Consider the following 15,208-nt stretch of genomic DNA (forward strand, 5'->3'; position numbering starts at 1 on the left):
CTGTAAATCTGTCGCGCAAGCTACGCAGGTTCGAACCCTGCACCAGCCACAGGATAGAAAACAGCCCCTGATCTGCGGAAACGCAGATCAGGGGCTGTTTTGTTGTGCTCGAACGCCGGTCACGCCGGATGGGCGTTTTACGTGGTTTGTCTCACCTGGTTCCGCCTGGATCCCGGCGCTGACCAGCGCGTACGGACCAGCTACGGACCAGGATCCGGTGCCGGCGGCAATGTCCGGCGGTTCCGGTTGAGCCGCTTCGAGATCAGCTCGTTCGCGTACTCGACGGTGCCGTGCAGGCACTTCGCGTAGACCCGGAGCATGACGGCCACGCTGTGTCCCGCCCGCCGGGCGACCTCCGTCGGGTCGACCCCGGAGTTCAGCCCGAGCGAGATCCCCGCGTGCCGCAGGTCGTACGGCCGCTTGCCGAGCCTCGTGGCGCACTCGGCCGGCGACAGCACCTCGGCGCGAGCCCGCTGCCAGACGACCCCGTACCCGCTCTCCTGCACCATCCCGCCCCGGGACGTCCGGAACAGCCGGCCATCGGGTGCAGCGCCGAAGGCGGCGACGTGGTCCCGCAGGATCTCCACCAGCTCGGGCGGGATCGGGACGCGGCGGGTCGCCTTCTCGGCCCGGTGCTTCAGGCCGCGCTTGTCGTGCGACGTCCCGTCGTCCGTCCAGGACGAGCCGACCCGCGGCCGTGTCTCGTCCAGGACCACGTAGCCCCAGCCCTCGGCGGGCAGGTGGCAGCGGGCGAGCGTGAGGAACACGGCCTCGGCCGGCCGCAGCCAGCCGAAGTAGAGGCAGGCGAAGAAGGCCCGGAGGTGGGCGCCGCGCTTCCCCTGGCGTCCCACCGCCTCGATGAGCGCGGCGGCCTGGTCCTCGTTCACCACCAGGCCCGGGTCGACCTCCTCCTCGGACTCCGGCGGCTGCCACTGGACGGTCGGCAGGGGGTTGGCGGCCAGGTAACCCTCCTCCACGGCATAGCCGAAGAGGTGGCCGAGGATGCGGCGCTTGCGCAGGATGACCGAGGGGGCGGCCTTCTTGCCGTCGAGCCTCACCGCGAGGGCGTTCAGCAGGCGGCGCACCATCGGCGGCTCCTCGAAGGCGGAGACCAGTACCGACTGCTTCTGCACCCAGGCAAGGGCCTTGGCCCAGTCCGCCGGCGGCTCCTCCTCCCACGCGTTCACGTTGAACGCCCAGCTGTAGAGCGCCCGGCGGACGATCCGCTTGTCCGGCATGCCGGCCTTCGACTTCACCAGCTCGAACGTGACCGTGGCGAGGGCGTCGGCCCAGGTCGTGCGGGTCTTCGCCGGAGCCCCCTCCCACCGCGTCTCGACGTACCGCCGGCCGAGCTCGTACCAGGTGATCTGCTTCTCCTTGCGGAGCTCGGAGAGCGGCAGGCCGCGGTCGACGTCGAACGGCTGCCCGTCACGGAGAGCAGAGATCAGCTCGGACTTCCGGCCGTCGGCCGCGGTCTTGGTCAGGAAGGACTCGGAGAACTCCCGCCCCGCGACGGTCCAGCGGACCATCCAGGGCGCCCGCCGGTCCGGGCGGTGCCGGTGGTCCCAGAACTTGACCTTGTACGAGGTGGCCATCAGGCGGCGACCTCGCAGGCTGCGAGCCACGCGTTCAGGTCGGCCCGGTCGACCCGGACCTGGCCGTTGGGGAGCTTGATGAGGCGCGGGGCCTTGCCCCGGGCGCGCATGCGGTAGAAGGCGGCGCGGGACATGCCGAGTTCGGCGAGTACGACGGGGAGCTTGAGCAGTTCGCGCTTGGGCATGGCGAAGTCTCCTGCTGGGGTGTGGGTGAAGGTCGCGGAGCCGTGCGGGCCCTCTCGCCGGTGGACGCGGAGGGCGGAGAGCGTCAGGGGAGTCAGGAGAACTCGCTGACCTGCGGAGATGGCGCTTGCCGGAGCGTCAGGGGTTGTCAGGGCTGTCAGGGGATCTCGGATATCCCTGACAGCCCTGACGTTCCCTGACAGGCCGTCCGGCGGCGTTCGCGCTGGTCAGGGCTTTGTCCTGACTTCCCTGACGGTCACGTGATCTTTTCCGTGTCCGTGGGGGTGCCCGCGGCCGGGTGGACGCGGTAGGTGACGGCCTGCGGGCGGCCGCGCTGGCCGCCGGCGGGCGGCTGGTCGGAGCGGAGCCAGCCGTGCTGTTCGAGTAGCTGCAGGACGGGTTCGACGTCGGCGACCTTCTTGAACCGGCGGCTGCTGGCGACGGCGTCATGGGCCTTGATGTGGGTGCGGTGGGTGCCGTCCTTCTTCGGCCGCTGGAGCCACTGGAGCAGGACGTGGGCGTCCTCCGTGGCGGGGTCGGCGGCGATGAGGTCGAAGACGGCGAGGGTGTGCGCGGTGTAGTACTCGGCGATCTCGGCGGCGCGGTCGACGGTGGCGGCCTCGACGGGTGCCCGCCAGTCGCCGGCGACGTGGTCGGCGAGGTGGAGGAGCACCGCGATCCGGGCGATGTGGCCGACGAGCTTGCCGGCCCAGTCCTTGATGTGGGCGAGCGGCTCGTCCGGGCGGAGCTGGACCTCGAACTTCTCCTGGAGCTTCTCGACGGCGAGGTCGGCCGCCTTGGTCAGCTTCACGGTGACCGGCTCGTCCAGCGCGGTGAGGGCGCGAAGCAGCGCCGACAGGCGGACGTCGTAGGTGGTGGCGACCGGCTCCGGGATGGGCGTGGTGCGGATCTTGCGGTAGCCGAGGTTGGACGGCGGGAGCGAGTACAGGAAGCGCGCGAGCAGGCCGCGGTCCCGCGCCCCGGGGGCGGCACCGAGCTCCTGGAGGACGGCGGGCTGCGGGGTGACGCCGATGGTGAGCGCGGGCTTGTCCACGGTGGGCTGCTCGCGGGTGATCCGGTCGGCCTGGAGCCGCTCGCCCTTGTGGGCCTGAAGGAAGACGCCGAGGTTGGGCTTGCTGCTGTAGCGGCCGACGATGCTGTCGAACAGGTCGCCCTCGGGCGAGAGCGCGGCCAGGCAGCGGTGGACGCCGAGTTGGTGGGTGACGGTCTCGGGGGTGATGTCCCCGGACAGGGTCAGCCGTGGGCTCGGCGGCACGACGATCTCGTCGGAGAGCATCCGGGCGGCGGAGATCTCGGCCACCAGGTGCGCGCGGTCGAGGTCGGGGTTCTTGCGGGCCTTGGCCATGAGCGCCTCGACCTCGGCCAGTGCGGCGTCCTTGGCGGTCTCGGCCTCGATGATCCGGGCCCGGGCCTCGGCCCGCAGCTCGTCCTCGACCCGGTAGACGGGGCCGGTCAGCAGCGCGAAGACGTCGGACTTGCGGCTGGCCGGCGGCATCGCGCAGACCAGGTAGAGGTTGGACTGCTCGCGCCAGCCGGGCCGGATCTCCACGTTCACCCGCCCGCCGGCGGCGGTGGCCAGCGCGGCCAGGGACATGGTGGCGGCCATGTCGGCCGGGGTCTGGGTGAACTCCGCCACGGCCTCCACGTACGCGCTGACCCACCCGGGCAGGGCGCGCACGGGGAACGTGGGCAGGGCGCCGTGGGAGCCGAGCGGGACGGGGTCGAGCCAGGTCTCGCCGGAGGCGAGGTCCGCGAGGGCGGCGAGCGCGGCGGTGCGGACGTCGTCGAGGTCGGCCTGGTCGTCGCCGGCCATGTGGGCGAGGCGGCTGGTCGCGGTGTTGATGCGGCGCCGCTCGGCGGCCACGCGCACGACCTCGGCGTAGTAGTCGCCGTTGGCGGCGGTGGGCGTAGCCGCGATGCAGGTGTGCAGGTAGCCGGGCCCGCCGACGCGGACCAGGTCTCCCTGGGCTCGCAGGACGCCGGCCAGCAGTACCGGGTCGACCGGCCGCTCGCCGTCGGCCATGCGGGTGATGGCGCGCCAGATCGTCTCGTGCGCGGGGTGGTAGAAGGCGCTCGGGGCGCCGAGCTGGGTGGCGAGCGCGGGGATCTGGGCGGGGTCGAGCAGGGCGGCGCCGATGACGGCCTGCTCTGCGGCCTTGACCTCGGCGGGCTCGGGCCGGAACGGGATCACGTTCGGGGCGTACTCGTTCACCGCTCGTCCTCCGTGGGGAGCTGGTGGCGGTCGAGCCAGGCGAACGCGGAGGTGGTCTGAGCGCGGTTGTAGACCTCGATGGCGGCCTCGGGCACGCTGCCGGGGTAGACCCGGGGGCCGACGAGGCTGGCGTACAGGCGAATGCCGTGGTGCACACAGGCCTTGGCCGCGTCGCCGTAGCGGTCGACGACGGTCACGGCGTCACGCGGGCCCTCGCAGGGGCTGGCGTCTTCGAGGTGGGCGGCTTCGCAGCGGGGCTGCGGCGAGGTGGTGTTTCCGGGCATGCTGGAGTCCTCTGGTCTCTGAGAGGGGATCGGATCGCCCCGCACCAGCCGCGTCTCTGCCAAGAATCCGACGGTTGGTGCGGGGCTTCGTGCTGAAGGTGGGGCGAAACGGAAGCGGCGGCCGGGCACTGCCTGGCCGCCGCTTCGACGTGATGGGAGAGATGTTCGGTTAGGGCCCCTGGTGGGCTGAGGTGGTCGCACCGGCGCTGGCGAGCAGGGAATCCAGCGGTTGGGGAGTGGGCAGGGCGGGCCGGGGCGGTGAGTGCGGGGAGGTGGATGGGTCCAGGTGGAAGGACCAGGCGACGAGCACGGCGAGGACGACAGCAACGAGGATCAGCGCCTGGGACGGGCCGAACCGAAGCGGTGGGCTGGCCGGAGCGGGCGTTGGCTGGAGGTCCCGAAGGCGCTCGCGGTCAGGCCGCCGGCCGTGGTGCACGGTGGCGATGTGCGCGCGACGCTCGGCCGATGCCTCGGCCTCACTGGAATGCTCGCTGACGGTGCGACAGACCCCGCACCAGTACTCGTACGGCATCTGCCGAGCATGGCAGAGCTCTCATCGGCCACGGGCCGGAATGGGTCTTCCTCGGGACAGCGACGGGGCCTGGGACGGGGTTGGATCAGCTCAGGGCGAGGGGGTCGGTGTGCATCCGGCGGTCGGCGCAGTCCTCGGCCCAGCACTGGTGGGTCCAGCAGGTGCGGCGGTCGTCGGGGTGCATCCCCGCGTCTTCCCGGCGGTCGTCCTCTTCGATGGCGGCGGCGAGCGCGGTGTCCATGATCGTCTTCCTCTTCTGAAGATGTCGGTCGGAGGGCGGTAGGGCGGTAGGTAGGCGGGCGGTAGGGGGCCGGTAGGCGCGGGCTGACCTGCGGTTCCTACCGGCCTACCGGCGTCCTGAGAGGAGTGCCGGTCGGGGCGGGGGAGAGGGGTCAGCCGGTCTTCTGGAGGACCGCCGGGACGGTGCCCGGATCGCTCTCGGGGAGGCCCTCCAGGAGCACCGCCTGGCGGTTGCGCTGGCGCCCGTCGAAGGTGAGCTTCTTGCCCTTCACGAGGTGGGCGCCGAGGGCCTCCAAGTGGGCCCACAGGTCGGCCTGTTCCCAGCCTCCGAACCACCCTCGGTGCTGACCCTCCGTGAGGAGGTCAGGGAGGTGTGCGGCGGTGCCCTGGTCGGACTGCGCGGCCACGTGCCGGATTAGGGCGTACAGGTCGGCGTCGGCCGGGGCGTCCTGGACCTCGTCCTCCTGGTCGTCGACGTCGTCCGGCTCGGCCTCGGCGGAGGCCTCCGCCGAGGCCCCGGAGCGGGACTTGGCCGTCCTCGCGGCCTTCCCCTCGGCGGCTTCCTCCCGAGCCTTCGCGTCAGCCTCGGCGAGTTCGACGGCGGCCTTGGTGTTGCCGAGCACGACAGCCACGACCACCCACAGGACGAGCACGACGGTGATGGTGGTCGGCGCGTACCGGGCGACGGGCCGGGCCAGGACGGGGGAGAAGAACACCGCCAGGCCGAGTGCTCCCCCAATCTGCTGCTTGGTCACCTTGAGTCGGGCGGCGTGCGGCCGGACGGCGCGGATGATCAGCCGGTTGCCGAGGCCGAGGGCGGTGAGGGAGATGCCGCCGAGGTAGGGGTGCCTGGGCTTCTCCGCCCTGAGTGCTGTGAGCGCGGCGGCGCGCTCCCGGGGGTCCTCGATCTGGCGGGCTTCGGCACGGCGCTCGTTCCACGCGGTCACGGCCTCGGAGTGCTCGGCGAGGGCGTCATCGAGGTCGCTGTGTATCACGCGCCCACCAGGCCCTTGATGACGGAGCCGATCACGGTGAGCGGGAGCGCCCAGATCCCGCCGGCGGCGGCATAGACGGACGGCACGGTCGCGCCGAGCACCGAGTCCTTGATGGGGGCGGGCTTGGTGCCGAACAGGAACAGGGTCAGGATCGCGGCCACCGCGCCGGCGCCGACGTTGCCGAAGGCGGCGCTCTGGGAGGTGAAGGCGTGGGTGAGGGCCTCGCCGACCTGGCCCGGCGCGCTGAACGCCTGCCCGGCCCCGGCGGCGAAGATGCCGAAGCAGATCATCAGCCAGGCGGTGTGCTCGTCCTTGTGCTTCTTCGCCAGCTTCCCCTGCTTCTCGGCCTTGCGGCTGCCGAGGATGATCCACACGGCGATGGCCAGGCAGAGACCGCCGGAGCCGAACGAGCCGAGCAACTGGGTGTCCATGGTGTCGATCTCCTGCGGTCAGTGGTGGGAGGAGGAGAGGAGGGTGATCAACGGGGCCAGGCCGAGGGTGCCGACCAGGGCGGAGGCGAACGGCACCCGCAGGAGGATCAAGATGGTGAGGCCGGGGAAGCCGCGGACCTCGGAGACCCGGACGTGGCCCCAGCCGCGCATGCGCAGGTCGATGAGCCAGGCGCCGCCCGCCGCGAGCGCGGCGACCGACAGGGGCACGTGGGCGGCCAGCTGGACGGCGCCCATCTGGTAGCCGAGCACGGCGGAGGTGGTGGTGAGGATGCACCAGCGGCGGAACCGGCGGGCACGCTCGGACTGGGGCTGACGCCACAGCACGGAGGCCCGGCGCTCCTGGACGAGCTGCTCGGCGCGGTGGCGGTCCTCGCGCTCGTCGGTGGTCTCCCCGTGCTGCCGGTAGGCCTCCTCGCGGTCCCTGCGGGCGCGTTCGGCCTGTTCCTCGGGCGTCTGGCTGATCAGCAGGCGCAGGCTCTCGGCCACGGTCCGCAGGTCGTACCGCTCCGGGTCGGCCTCGGGCTGGTCCTGGTCGCCGTCCTCGACAGCCTGGTCCTCGACGTCGTCGGCGGGTTCGGCCGGTTCGGTCTTGCGGAGGTCGACGGGCGTGGGCTCGGCCGCAGGGCGACGGGGGTTCCACGGCCCGCTCTTGCGCCACCACTCGACAGCCGACTCAGGCTCGGGTGCGGCGTCGGGCATGCCGACGGTGGGCGGGGCGGTCGGGGGCGGGGGGATCGTCATCGGTTCTCCTCCCGGCGGAGGAGCCACACGGCGATGCCGGCGCCGACCGCGAGGATCGGGTAGAGCAGGCTCAGGAGCCAGTCCATGGTCAGTTCTCCAGGTAGGGGCCCGGCCGGGAGGCCGGGCCCGGGGGAGTGTCAGGAGGAGCGCCACCAGGCGCGGACGGGGTTGGCCTCCAGGGCCGTGGTGCGGCGGGTCTTGGAGTCCATGGCGGCGTGGCCCGCGCGGTCGGCGGCGCGCACGGCCTTCGCCCGGCGCTGCTGGCCGGACTGCGGGGGCTGGCCGACGGGCTGGGCGGGCTGCTTCTTGCCGAAGCCGAGCATCAGGCGCCCTCCCCGATCCGTCCGACCAGCACGAACGGCTCGCCGTCCAGCTCACAGATCGCGTGGAACTCGGCGGCGTATCGGCCGTCGACGGAGGCGTCGGTGACCGTCAGGCGGTGGCACCAGTCCTCGCGGGGCAGGCCGGCGACCTCATCGATCGTCAGCGGCTCGGCGAGGCGGTAGGCGATGCCGCCGTGGTCGAGGCGGGCGATGCCGAGCCCGGGCACGTCGCGGATGGTGTTCACCGGGCACCGCCCGTCTTGCCGAGCTGGACGGTCAGCACGCGGTCGGCGCCGGCGGCGGCGCGGGCCTTGTCCTCGGGGGTGATCGGGGGGACGGGCGGTGCAATCATGGTCAGGGCCATGACAGTGATCTCCTTGCTGAGAATCAGCGGAGCAGAACAGGGGAGCTTTCAGGCGGCGAGGCCGGTCCTGTCGGCGCAGGTCAGGCAGGTGCCGAGGTGCGCGGGGAGCGCCAAGCGGGCGTGCCGCCGTGGCGGGTGCCGTCGGGGTCCTAGTGGCGGGGGCGGGCTCACCGCTCGTCGTCTGCGGTGTGCGGGTAGAAGCCGTACAGCTCGACCTGGGTGCCGCCGTGGGTGCCGGTGGCGATCAGCCACTCGCTCGTGCCGTACTGCTTCTGCTCGACGGTGGCGTGGTCGAGACCGAGGGCGGCCCGCCACTGCTCGAACTTGTCGAGGCCGTCGTGCAGGGCGAGGTACAGCCCCCACGTCCACTCGTAGGTGCCCGGCACCGTCATCAGCTTCACGTGGATGTCCAGGGTGGGCAGGTCCGGGTGGGCGGTGAGGATGGCGAGCAGGGCGCCGACGGCGTTGACCTGGTCGGCGGCGGTGGCGTGGGTCTCGACGGTGGTCACGATGCCTGCTCCTCAGAAGGTCGGTCGGCGGGAGCCTCACTGCCGGCGGGCACGGCGTGCAGGGCGGGGCGCTCGGCGGCGCACAGTTCCTGGTAGCGCTTGGCGATCCATCCGGCGGACCAGCCGGTCAGCTCGACCGCCCGGCGCTGCGGGACGCCGAACTTCACGGCGGTCTGGACGATCACTCGGGCCTGGTCCTCGGGCAGGCGCTCGGCCACGGCGGGCGCGGAGAGGAGTTCCTGCCGGAGCTGGTCAGCGTCCTGAGCGGCGGCTCGCTCACGCTCGCGCTCACGACGCTCACGGTCGCTCACCTCGCGCTCACGGCGCTCGCGGTCGGACCGCTCGGCATCCTGCCGACGCTGCCGCTCGTCGCGCTCGGCGGCCTCCCGGCGAGCCTGCTCGTCCCGTTCTTCGCGGGCCATGCGCTCCTCGTGCTCACGCTGCCTGTCGGCCATGTGCTCCTCGTGCTCACGGCGCTCACGCTCGGCCTCCCGGGCCCGGTCGTACTCGGCCAGCCGGTCCGCTCGCTCCTGCTTCCGGCGCTCCTCGGCGCGGCGTTCGCGCTCGGCCCGCTCATCGCGCTCACGGGCCGCTCGTGCGGCCAGTGCGGCGGCGATCGCCCGACGGTAGGCCAGCGACGTCTCCGCCGTGACGATCAGCAGCAGCGGCGCCACCGAATGGACGGCCACCCCGACCCTGTCGTGATCCAGCGCGCTCTGACCCACGTTGAGCAGCACCGTCATCACGCCGGTCATCCAGCGCAGCACGACCGGCCACCGGCCGCCGTCGCCGTCCAGGCGGGCGAGCGTGCTGTCCATGCGGACCACGATCACCACCGCCGCGTCCACGACCAGCGGCAGGATCGGCGCCGTCCACTGCCACCCCGTGGGGGTGTGTCCGGACATCAGCGGGGTCACCGTGAGCATGCTGTAGAGGACCGCGCCCAGCGTGATCGTCCACGTCCCCACGGCCAACGCCCGCTCCGCCGAGCGAATCTGATCCAGGCTCGTCGGTACCTTCATCGCGACCACCGCCCGGCGCCCCATGAGCGCGTCGTGAGCGAGCGGTGAGCGGCCGTGAGCACCGTGAGCGTGCGGTCGGCCATCACGCGGCCGCCTGCCTGCTACCAGCAGTGCGGCGGACGATCGCGGAGCGCCGCAGCGGAACCGGCGCCATGCTCAACAGCCGCTTGGCGTAGGCGGCCAGCGCCCAGTCCTCCCGGCGCAGGTCCGCCAGGATGTCGGCCGCGGCGTCCATCCGGGCCTCGCGCTCGACCTCGCTCTCACCGGGCACCCCGGTGAACAGCCGGCTGAACTCCGAGTCCATGACGAGACCGAGCGCCAGCTCGGCGAACTCCTCCTGCGTCAGGGCCGTCTGGCCTGAAACAATCGACCTCACGGGTCTACCTCGCTTCTCGTAGGGGAGGGGCCCAGGGCCGCCGCGCGCCCGGCCAAGGAATGCGCGGCGGCCCGATCCACGGGCCCGAGGAGACAGCGGCCGGCGCGGGATGCGCGGCGTGCTGCACGTGGACGGGGAGGGAGTTGCACCCTCGCCCCCGCAGGGGCCCACTTCGGGCCGTCCGCCTGGTCTGCCTCCGCCTCTCCCCAGACACCTCCCTTCGCGGGGTTCTCGGCGGGACCTATGGAGTTGTGAAGGAACGAGCGCTGCCTTCGGGGGGCTGTCACCCCACCCCTCCGGGCGCATTTGTCCAGCTCAGAGCAGCCCAAAGAACGCCCCTCTGTGTCACCCCTGTCTCACTTGGTGCGACACGCACAACATAGACAACCTGCTTAGGCAGGTCAAGAGAGTTGGGTTTCTCGCCCCTCTTGGGCACCTGCCCTAGCATGGGGAGATGGCCCTAGACCCGGACGACTCCCGCCCCCCGTATCAGCAGGTCGGCAGCTCTCTGCGGGCCTCGATCCTCACGAAGAAGCCCGGCTTCGAGACCGGCGACAAGCTGCCTTCCGGCCCCGAGCTGGCGAAGCACTTCGGCGTGGCGCGGGGCACGGTGGACAAGGCACTCGACCTGCTCCGCACCGAGGGGCTGATCGTGACCCGGCAGGGGAGTGGCTCATTCGTCCGGGAGCGGACCTCTCGACCAGTCGGGCTGCGGCCCCACCTGGAGGCGGCCTTTGAGCAGCAGCAGGTGACCCTCGACTTCGCCGGGTTCTCCAGCGAGACGCTGCACAACGCGCTGGAGGAGCCGCTCGACAAGGTCCGCTCCGGCCGGCTGGCGCCGGAGTCCATCACGGTCCGCCTGCTGCTGCCGGACACCACGGCCCCGATGGCCGTGCCGGTCCTGGTCGACGGGCTCCAGGACGAAGCCGCCCTTCGGCAGCGGGCCCGCAACATCGCCCTGACGAACGCCGGCGGCATCGCGCACTCGGTGGAGATGCTGGCTGAGCTGGGCCTCGTCCAGAAGGCGAGCGTCCAGGTCAAGGTTCACCGGGCGTCCAGCCTGTTCAAGCTGTACATCCTGAACCGGTCGGAGGCTTTCTTCGGCTTCTACCCGCTCCGCGAGCGCACCGTGACGATCGACGACACCGCCCACACCTTCTACGACGTCACCGGCAAGGACACCACCCTGTTCCACCATGCCGCGGGCCCGGACGACGCCTCGCTCGGATCGCAGTACGTCCAGCAGGCCCAGATGTGGTTCGACAGCGTGTGGAGCACGATCGCGTACGAGCGGCAGCCATGACCGCCACCCCTCAGCAACTCGTCGACGTGCTGCGGCCGGTGAAGCACGTTCTCCTCGACTTCGACGGCCCGGTCTGCTCGGTGTTCGCCGGCCTTCCTGCGTCGGAGGTAGCGCGCCGACTCCGTGAGGGCTTGCTCGCCTCCGGCGAGCAGGCCCCGGCCGGAGCGGAGGAGGAGACCGACCCGCTCGCCCTGCTCCGACTGATCTCGGACGCCCGGCCCGATCTCACGGAGAGCACGGACGCTGCGCTGGCCGCGCTGGAGACCGAAGCCGTTCGGGCCGCCCGCCCGACCCCTGGGGGAGAATCGGTTCTGCGCGCCTGCGCCCGCTCCGGTCGGCTGGTCTCCGTGGTTAGCAACAATGCGGGCACGGCCATCGAGGCCTACCTCGCCGAGTACGGCCTCAGAGGCTACGTGGCCGGCGTCTTCGGACGCGCCCCGGGTGACCCCTCCTCTATGAAGCCGAACCCGCGCCTCCTGCTCGAAGCGATGGAAGCCGCGGGCACCGTACCGGGGCACTGCATCTTCATCGGTGATGCGGCCCGTGACGTTGATGCGGGGACCGCGGCCAGCGTCTCCACGATCGGCTACGCCAACAAGCCAGGCAAGGACGCCAAGTTGGTAGTCGCTGGCGCCGTAGCGATCGTGGACTCGATGCAGCTCATCGCGGATGCCCTGACCTAACGTTGACGCTCGTGGTGCTCGGGGTCTGAACGCCGAGGCACGAGCGACATGGCGGCGACACGTCCGCCGGCGTTGTCCCCCGATAAATCACCTGTCAGCTCGGGCCCGCCGGGTCGCATGCTGAATGCCGTCCTGCTGGATCACGGGCACGCACTCGGCTAGGCAGTCAGCAGCCGGACTGCTCCCTCGGGGCGCGGAGCGCCCTACATGTATGGCTTCTGCTGAGCCGCGATCACTCCAGCGCAGCTCCTGACGGGTGAGTCGATCTCGCGATTCTCCGGACATGCTGCACGTGCGGTGACAGAATTGATGAATCGGCCGATCTGGGCACGAGGGGAGAGTAGTGAGCCAGCGGGAGCTAGTTTCCTATTTCAAGCAGGCCACCATGGAAATGCAGCTCGAATACGAGCGAATCCGCGCACGTTCCATGGAAGATCCAGGAACGGCCGGGGATGAAGGTGAAGAGAACTGGGCATCGCTCTTAAGGAAATGGCTTCCAGGGGATTTGCAAATCGCCACGAAGGGGCGAGTTCTTTGCGGCGACGGAGAAGCGACTGACCAAGTCGATATCGTAGCCCTTTCTCCCCGGTATCCACATGGAATGCTGACTAAGAAGATGCACCTCGCTTCGGAGGTGATGGCCATCTTTGAGTGCAAGTCAACTCTGAAGGCGCAGCATATCGAGAAGACGATCGAAAGCGCCAGTCGTGCAAAAGAAGCTATTTATAGTGCACATGGGAAGGAAGTAACTTACGGACTGGTGGCTCATTCTCACTCATGGAAATCTGGCAAGCTTGAAGTGGTGGACGCAATCTCGGACATGCTTGCAGAGGGTGATAGAGCTCATGTTGGCCACCCAAATAACTCGCTCGACTTTTTGTGCATTGCAGATCTGGGATCATGGGTTCTTCGCACGGAGTCGGATGAGGATGTCTATGGTCCGGGAGTCGTTAGTTACTATTCGGGTCCGTCGTTTACTGGATTTGACGGGGAAAGTGTCGACACATCCCCCACTGGAAGGATGATCGCATATACGCTTCGACGCCTTTCTCATTCGGATAGAAGATATCGCGGACTGGCCGGGTATTTTGGGATGGCGGGTCTTGAAGGAATAGGGTCTTTCAAAACAAGCAATCTTCGGACGTGGAAGAATTTCGAAAGCAAGCGTCGGCATGTCGATCTCTTCTATTGAGATAGCTGCCGTCCTGTGCAGAGATTTGCGGGTGAAGAGCATGTGGGACTGGATGGCGTTCGGTAGTAGATGCCAGCCGAGCTGGGGCGGGTCCAGGGGGGCGAGCGCCGAGGTCAAGATGCATCGGGCGTCCAGCCTCTTCAACTTGCGTATCCTGAACGGGTCGGATGTGTTCTTTGGCTTTTACCGCTTCACTAACGGACCGCGGCGATCGATGACACGGTCCACGCCTTTTGTGGCGCGACCGGCAAGGGCACTGCTCCGTTCCACCATGCCGCCGGTGTGGAGATCATCGTAGGCTCCATGGAATTAGCTGCAGCAGCCTTGTTTGCACTTGAAATTTAATGGTGACTACCTGAGGATTCGGTCGTGAGTCGGCGGGAAATTCCCGGTAAGTATGTATGGCTTCCATCGGTTTCTCGGGCTGCATACGGTAGGCTGCAGCAGCGCTACGGAGATCGCCTGTCTGAGTTTCGTCAGCGATATCTATTTGTCGACCTGGCGCTCATGCTAGGAATGGCGGCATGGGCCCCCAAAGGCATGAGGCGGACGCGGCAGGATATCCTGGACGGGCTCTCATTGATTAGCGAGATGAAGGTCCTTCTCGAATTTAACGAAGAGGATTTTCTGGTAGAAGCCAGGCGGCGCGGGATCACGTATAGAGAAATAGCTAGCGCAATGGGGCTAGGTACCCGCCAGGCAGCCGAGCAGCGTCACCTTCGCCTGGCGGGTGGAAAAAGCGAGAAAGAGGCCGAGCATCTGAATCGGCGCCGACTTGAACGTTTCGGAAATGGCCGAAACGTTAGGGGTCACAGAGAGAACCACAACATGAACTGGGTTCTCGCGCAGCGATGGGCGGAATTCAACGAGGACTCCTCTAGGCTTGAGGGTCCAGAATGAAGCCCTGGTGAAACAGAATTCCCGGACTACCGTTTGCGGGCGATTAGAATGCTCGCCATCGCCGTGACGACCTCCCCGCTCACCACCTGAGATGCGAGAATCAGGAGGCCGATCTCCAGGTAGAAGCTCCCCTGCGCGTGCCTCGAAACTCGCGCAGTTGTGGTCGAAACGAAACGCCTAACCGTACCCATTTTGCCCTCCCGGTTGCAGTTGGTGAGTTCAGCTTCTCGCTCCAATTGGTTACCGACCGCCGGGTCGGAAAACATATCCGGGGTTATAGCGGGCCTGAGCTTTGCGTTTGCGCAGGTCAGAGTCGGTTCAGCGTCGATGTGCCTCTCGGCATGCGTCAACGGAAAATGACACACGGCAGCCGGTGCTCGGGAGTCACACGGGCGGTGTGCTCAATGTGGCCTGCCCTTATGTACCTCGGCCGGAGTGGAAGGTGGCCGGTTCGACCCGTCCCTGGTAGCAGCGAGGGATCCCCGTTCGCTGAGGACTTCCCCTGTTGCGGCGTGCGTGGTGTCGGTAGGTTCCGGGTGGTGATTACTCAGATCGTCACGCTGGTGGGCGTCCTGCTGGGTGCGCTCACCTCGTTCGTGGCCACCGGGTGGGCGGAGCGGATCAAGCACCGCCGGCTGATGGCCGCGCGGTGGGACGAGCGGAAGCTCGACACCTACGTGCAGTACGCGACCTGCGTGAAAGAGATCGAGGCGGTTGCCAAGCGAGCCAGGCAGGCCGAGGCGGGGTCGACGGCGCGGGCGGAGTTCCTCGCGACGATGGAGCGCGCGGAGATCCAGCGGTCGGCGCTCTTCGAGACGCTCGTTCTGCTCGCGAGTCCGGCTGCGGTGGAGGCGGCGAAGGCGGTCAACGCCGTGCTGTGGGAGAGCGAGATCGCCGCCCGCGAGCACACCGCGGTGCCGAACGGTCCCGGCCTGGTTGAGTTGCTCAACGCCTACCACGCGCAAGCCAGGCTCGACCTCGGCGTCGGCGGCGCGGCCGGCGGGGCGTGAGCTGAAACACAGAAGGGCCGCGTCGGGCAGCGGAGGTCGCTGCCCGACGCGGCCCCTTTGGGTGCTCGCGAAGGTGGGGTGGCAGGGGACCGTCGGGACCATGATCCGGACCAGGGGTGGACCAGATCCGGTCCGCGATCAAGAGTTGCCTGCTCAGAGCGCCCCTGGTCAGCGGCCTGTAAATCTGTCGCGCAAGCTACGCAGGTTCGAACCCTGCACCAGCCACAGGATAGAAAACAGCCCCTGATCTGCGGAAACGCAGATCAGGGGC

19 protein-coding genes are annotated in these 15,208 nt (G+C 69.1%); 4 read left to right on the forward strand and 15 right to left on the reverse strand.

Translation table 11 applies throughout. The features are described 5' to 3' along the window. Positions 1 to 200: 200 nt before the first annotated feature. From ABT048_RS40685 to ABT048_RS40755, 15 genes are all read right to left on the reverse strand, one after another. Positions 201 to 1,595 (reverse strand): tyrosine-type recombinase/integrase, encoded by a 1,395-nt coding sequence (locus ABT048_RS40685; RefSeq protein ID WP_350526692.1) that lies wholly within the window; start codon positions 1,593 to 1,595, stop codon positions 201 to 203. Beyond that, positions 1,595 to 1,780: a helix-turn-helix transcriptional regulator gene (locus ABT048_RS40690; protein ID WP_350526693.1), complete on the reverse strand. Its 186-nt coding sequence runs from the start codon at positions 1,778 to 1,780 to the stop codon at positions 1,595 to 1,597. The genes ABT048_RS40685 and ABT048_RS40690 overlap by 1 nt, the downstream gene beginning before the upstream one ends. A 254-nt stretch (positions 1,781 to 2,034) precedes the next feature. Then, positions 2,035 to 4,011 carry a DUF3987 domain-containing protein gene (locus ABT048_RS40695; protein WP_350526694.1) on the reverse strand — a complete coding sequence of 659 codons (1,977 nt, stop codon included), beginning with the start codon at positions 4,009 to 4,011 and terminating at the stop codon, positions 2,035 to 2,037. After that, the gene (locus ABT048_RS40700; protein ID WP_350526695.1) at positions 4,008 to 4,295 is read right to left on the reverse strand and encodes a hypothetical protein; all 288 of its coding nucleotides are present in this window, start codon (positions 4,293 to 4,295) and stop codon (positions 4,008 to 4,010) included. The genes ABT048_RS40695 and ABT048_RS40700 overlap by 4 nt, the downstream gene beginning before the upstream one ends. A 169-nt stretch (positions 4,296 to 4,464) precedes the next feature. Next, positions 4,465 to 4,827 (reverse strand): hypothetical protein, encoded by a 363-nt coding sequence (locus ABT048_RS40705; RefSeq protein ID WP_350526696.1) that lies wholly within the window; start codon positions 4,825 to 4,827, stop codon positions 4,465 to 4,467. A gap of 85 nt (positions 4,828 to 4,912) precedes the next feature. Continuing rightward, complete coding sequence (locus ABT048_RS40710) at positions 4,913 to 5,068, reverse strand: hypothetical protein (protein ID WP_350526697.1); 156 nt, start codon at positions 5,066 to 5,068, stop codon at positions 4,913 to 4,915. A gap of 151 nt (positions 5,069 to 5,219) precedes the next feature. Beyond that, on the reverse strand, positions 5,220 to 6,062 hold the full coding sequence (locus tag ABT048_RS40715) for a hypothetical protein (RefSeq protein ID WP_350526698.1): 843 nt from the start codon (positions 6,060 to 6,062) through the stop codon (positions 5,220 to 5,222). Next, positions 6,059 to 6,493 (reverse strand): hypothetical protein, encoded by a 435-nt coding sequence (locus tag ABT048_RS40720; RefSeq protein ID WP_350511383.1) that lies wholly within the window; start codon positions 6,491 to 6,493, stop codon positions 6,059 to 6,061. Before ABT048_RS40720 ends, ABT048_RS40715 begins: the two co-directional genes overlap by 4 nt. Positions 6,494 to 6,511: 18 nt before the next feature. Continuing rightward, on the reverse strand, positions 6,512 to 7,255 hold the full coding sequence (locus ABT048_RS40725) for a hypothetical protein (RefSeq protein ID WP_350526699.1): 744 nt from the start codon (positions 7,253 to 7,255) through the stop codon (positions 6,512 to 6,514). Positions 7,256 to 7,392: 137 nt separating this feature from the next. Next, positions 7,393 to 7,578, reverse strand: coding sequence for a hypothetical protein (locus ABT048_RS40730; protein WP_350526700.1), 186 nt, complete (start codon positions 7,576 to 7,578; stop codon positions 7,393 to 7,395). Next, the gene (locus ABT048_RS40735) at positions 7,578 to 7,823 is read right to left on the reverse strand and encodes a hypothetical protein (RefSeq protein ID WP_350526701.1); all 246 of its coding nucleotides are present in this window, start codon (positions 7,821 to 7,823) and stop codon (positions 7,578 to 7,580) included. The genes ABT048_RS40730 and ABT048_RS40735 overlap by 1 nt, the downstream gene beginning before the upstream one ends. Further along, entirely contained in the window at positions 7,820 to 7,942 is a 123-nt protein-coding gene (locus tag ABT048_RS40740) for a hypothetical protein (RefSeq protein ID WP_350526702.1), read from the reverse strand. Before ABT048_RS40740 ends, ABT048_RS40735 begins: the two co-directional genes overlap by 4 nt. A gap of 167 nt (positions 7,943 to 8,109) precedes the next feature. Beyond that, the gene (locus ABT048_RS40745; protein WP_350526703.1) at positions 8,110 to 8,451 is read right to left on the reverse strand and encodes a hypothetical protein; all 342 of its coding nucleotides are present in this window, start codon (positions 8,449 to 8,451) and stop codon (positions 8,110 to 8,112) included. After that, the gene (locus ABT048_RS40750) at positions 8,448 to 9,473 is read right to left on the reverse strand and encodes a DUF2637 domain-containing protein (RefSeq protein WP_350526704.1); all 1,026 of its coding nucleotides are present in this window, start codon (positions 9,471 to 9,473) and stop codon (positions 8,448 to 8,450) included. The genes ABT048_RS40745 and ABT048_RS40750 overlap by 4 nt, the downstream gene beginning before the upstream one ends. Before the next feature lie 82 nt (positions 9,474 to 9,555). Beyond that, positions 9,556 to 9,849 (reverse strand): hypothetical protein, encoded by a 294-nt coding sequence (locus tag ABT048_RS40755; RefSeq protein ID WP_350526705.1) that lies wholly within the window; start codon positions 9,847 to 9,849, stop codon positions 9,556 to 9,558. Between the two features lie 454 nt (positions 9,850 to 10,303). Here ABT048_RS40755 and ABT048_RS40760 point away from each other — a divergent pair, with 454 nt between their 5' ends. From ABT048_RS40760 to ABT048_RS40775, 4 genes are all read left to right on the forward strand, one after another. Then, entirely contained in the window at positions 10,304 to 11,152 is an 849-nt protein-coding gene (locus ABT048_RS40760) for a GntR family transcriptional regulator (protein ID WP_350526706.1), read from the forward strand. Then, positions 11,149 to 11,835, forward strand: coding sequence for an HAD family hydrolase (locus ABT048_RS40765; RefSeq protein ID WP_350526707.1), 687 nt, complete (start codon positions 11,149 to 11,151; stop codon positions 11,833 to 11,835). Before ABT048_RS40760 ends, ABT048_RS40765 begins: the two co-directional genes overlap by 4 nt. Positions 11,836 to 12,178: 343 nt before the next feature. After that, positions 12,179 to 13,027 (forward strand): DUF6602 domain-containing protein, encoded by an 849-nt coding sequence (locus tag ABT048_RS40770; protein ID WP_350526708.1) that lies wholly within the window; start codon positions 12,179 to 12,181, stop codon positions 13,025 to 13,027. A gap of 1,439 nt (positions 13,028 to 14,466) precedes the next feature. Then, entirely contained in the window at positions 14,467 to 14,937 is a 471-nt protein-coding gene (locus ABT048_RS40775; RefSeq protein WP_350526709.1) for a hypothetical protein, read from the forward strand. Positions 14,938 to 15,208: the final 271 nt, after the last annotated feature.

This window comes from Kitasatospora sp. NPDC096140 (assembly GCF_040303045.1).
In the GTDB taxonomy this organism is placed as follows: Bacteria; Actinomycetota; Actinomycetes; order Streptomycetales; family Streptomycetaceae; genus Kitasatospora.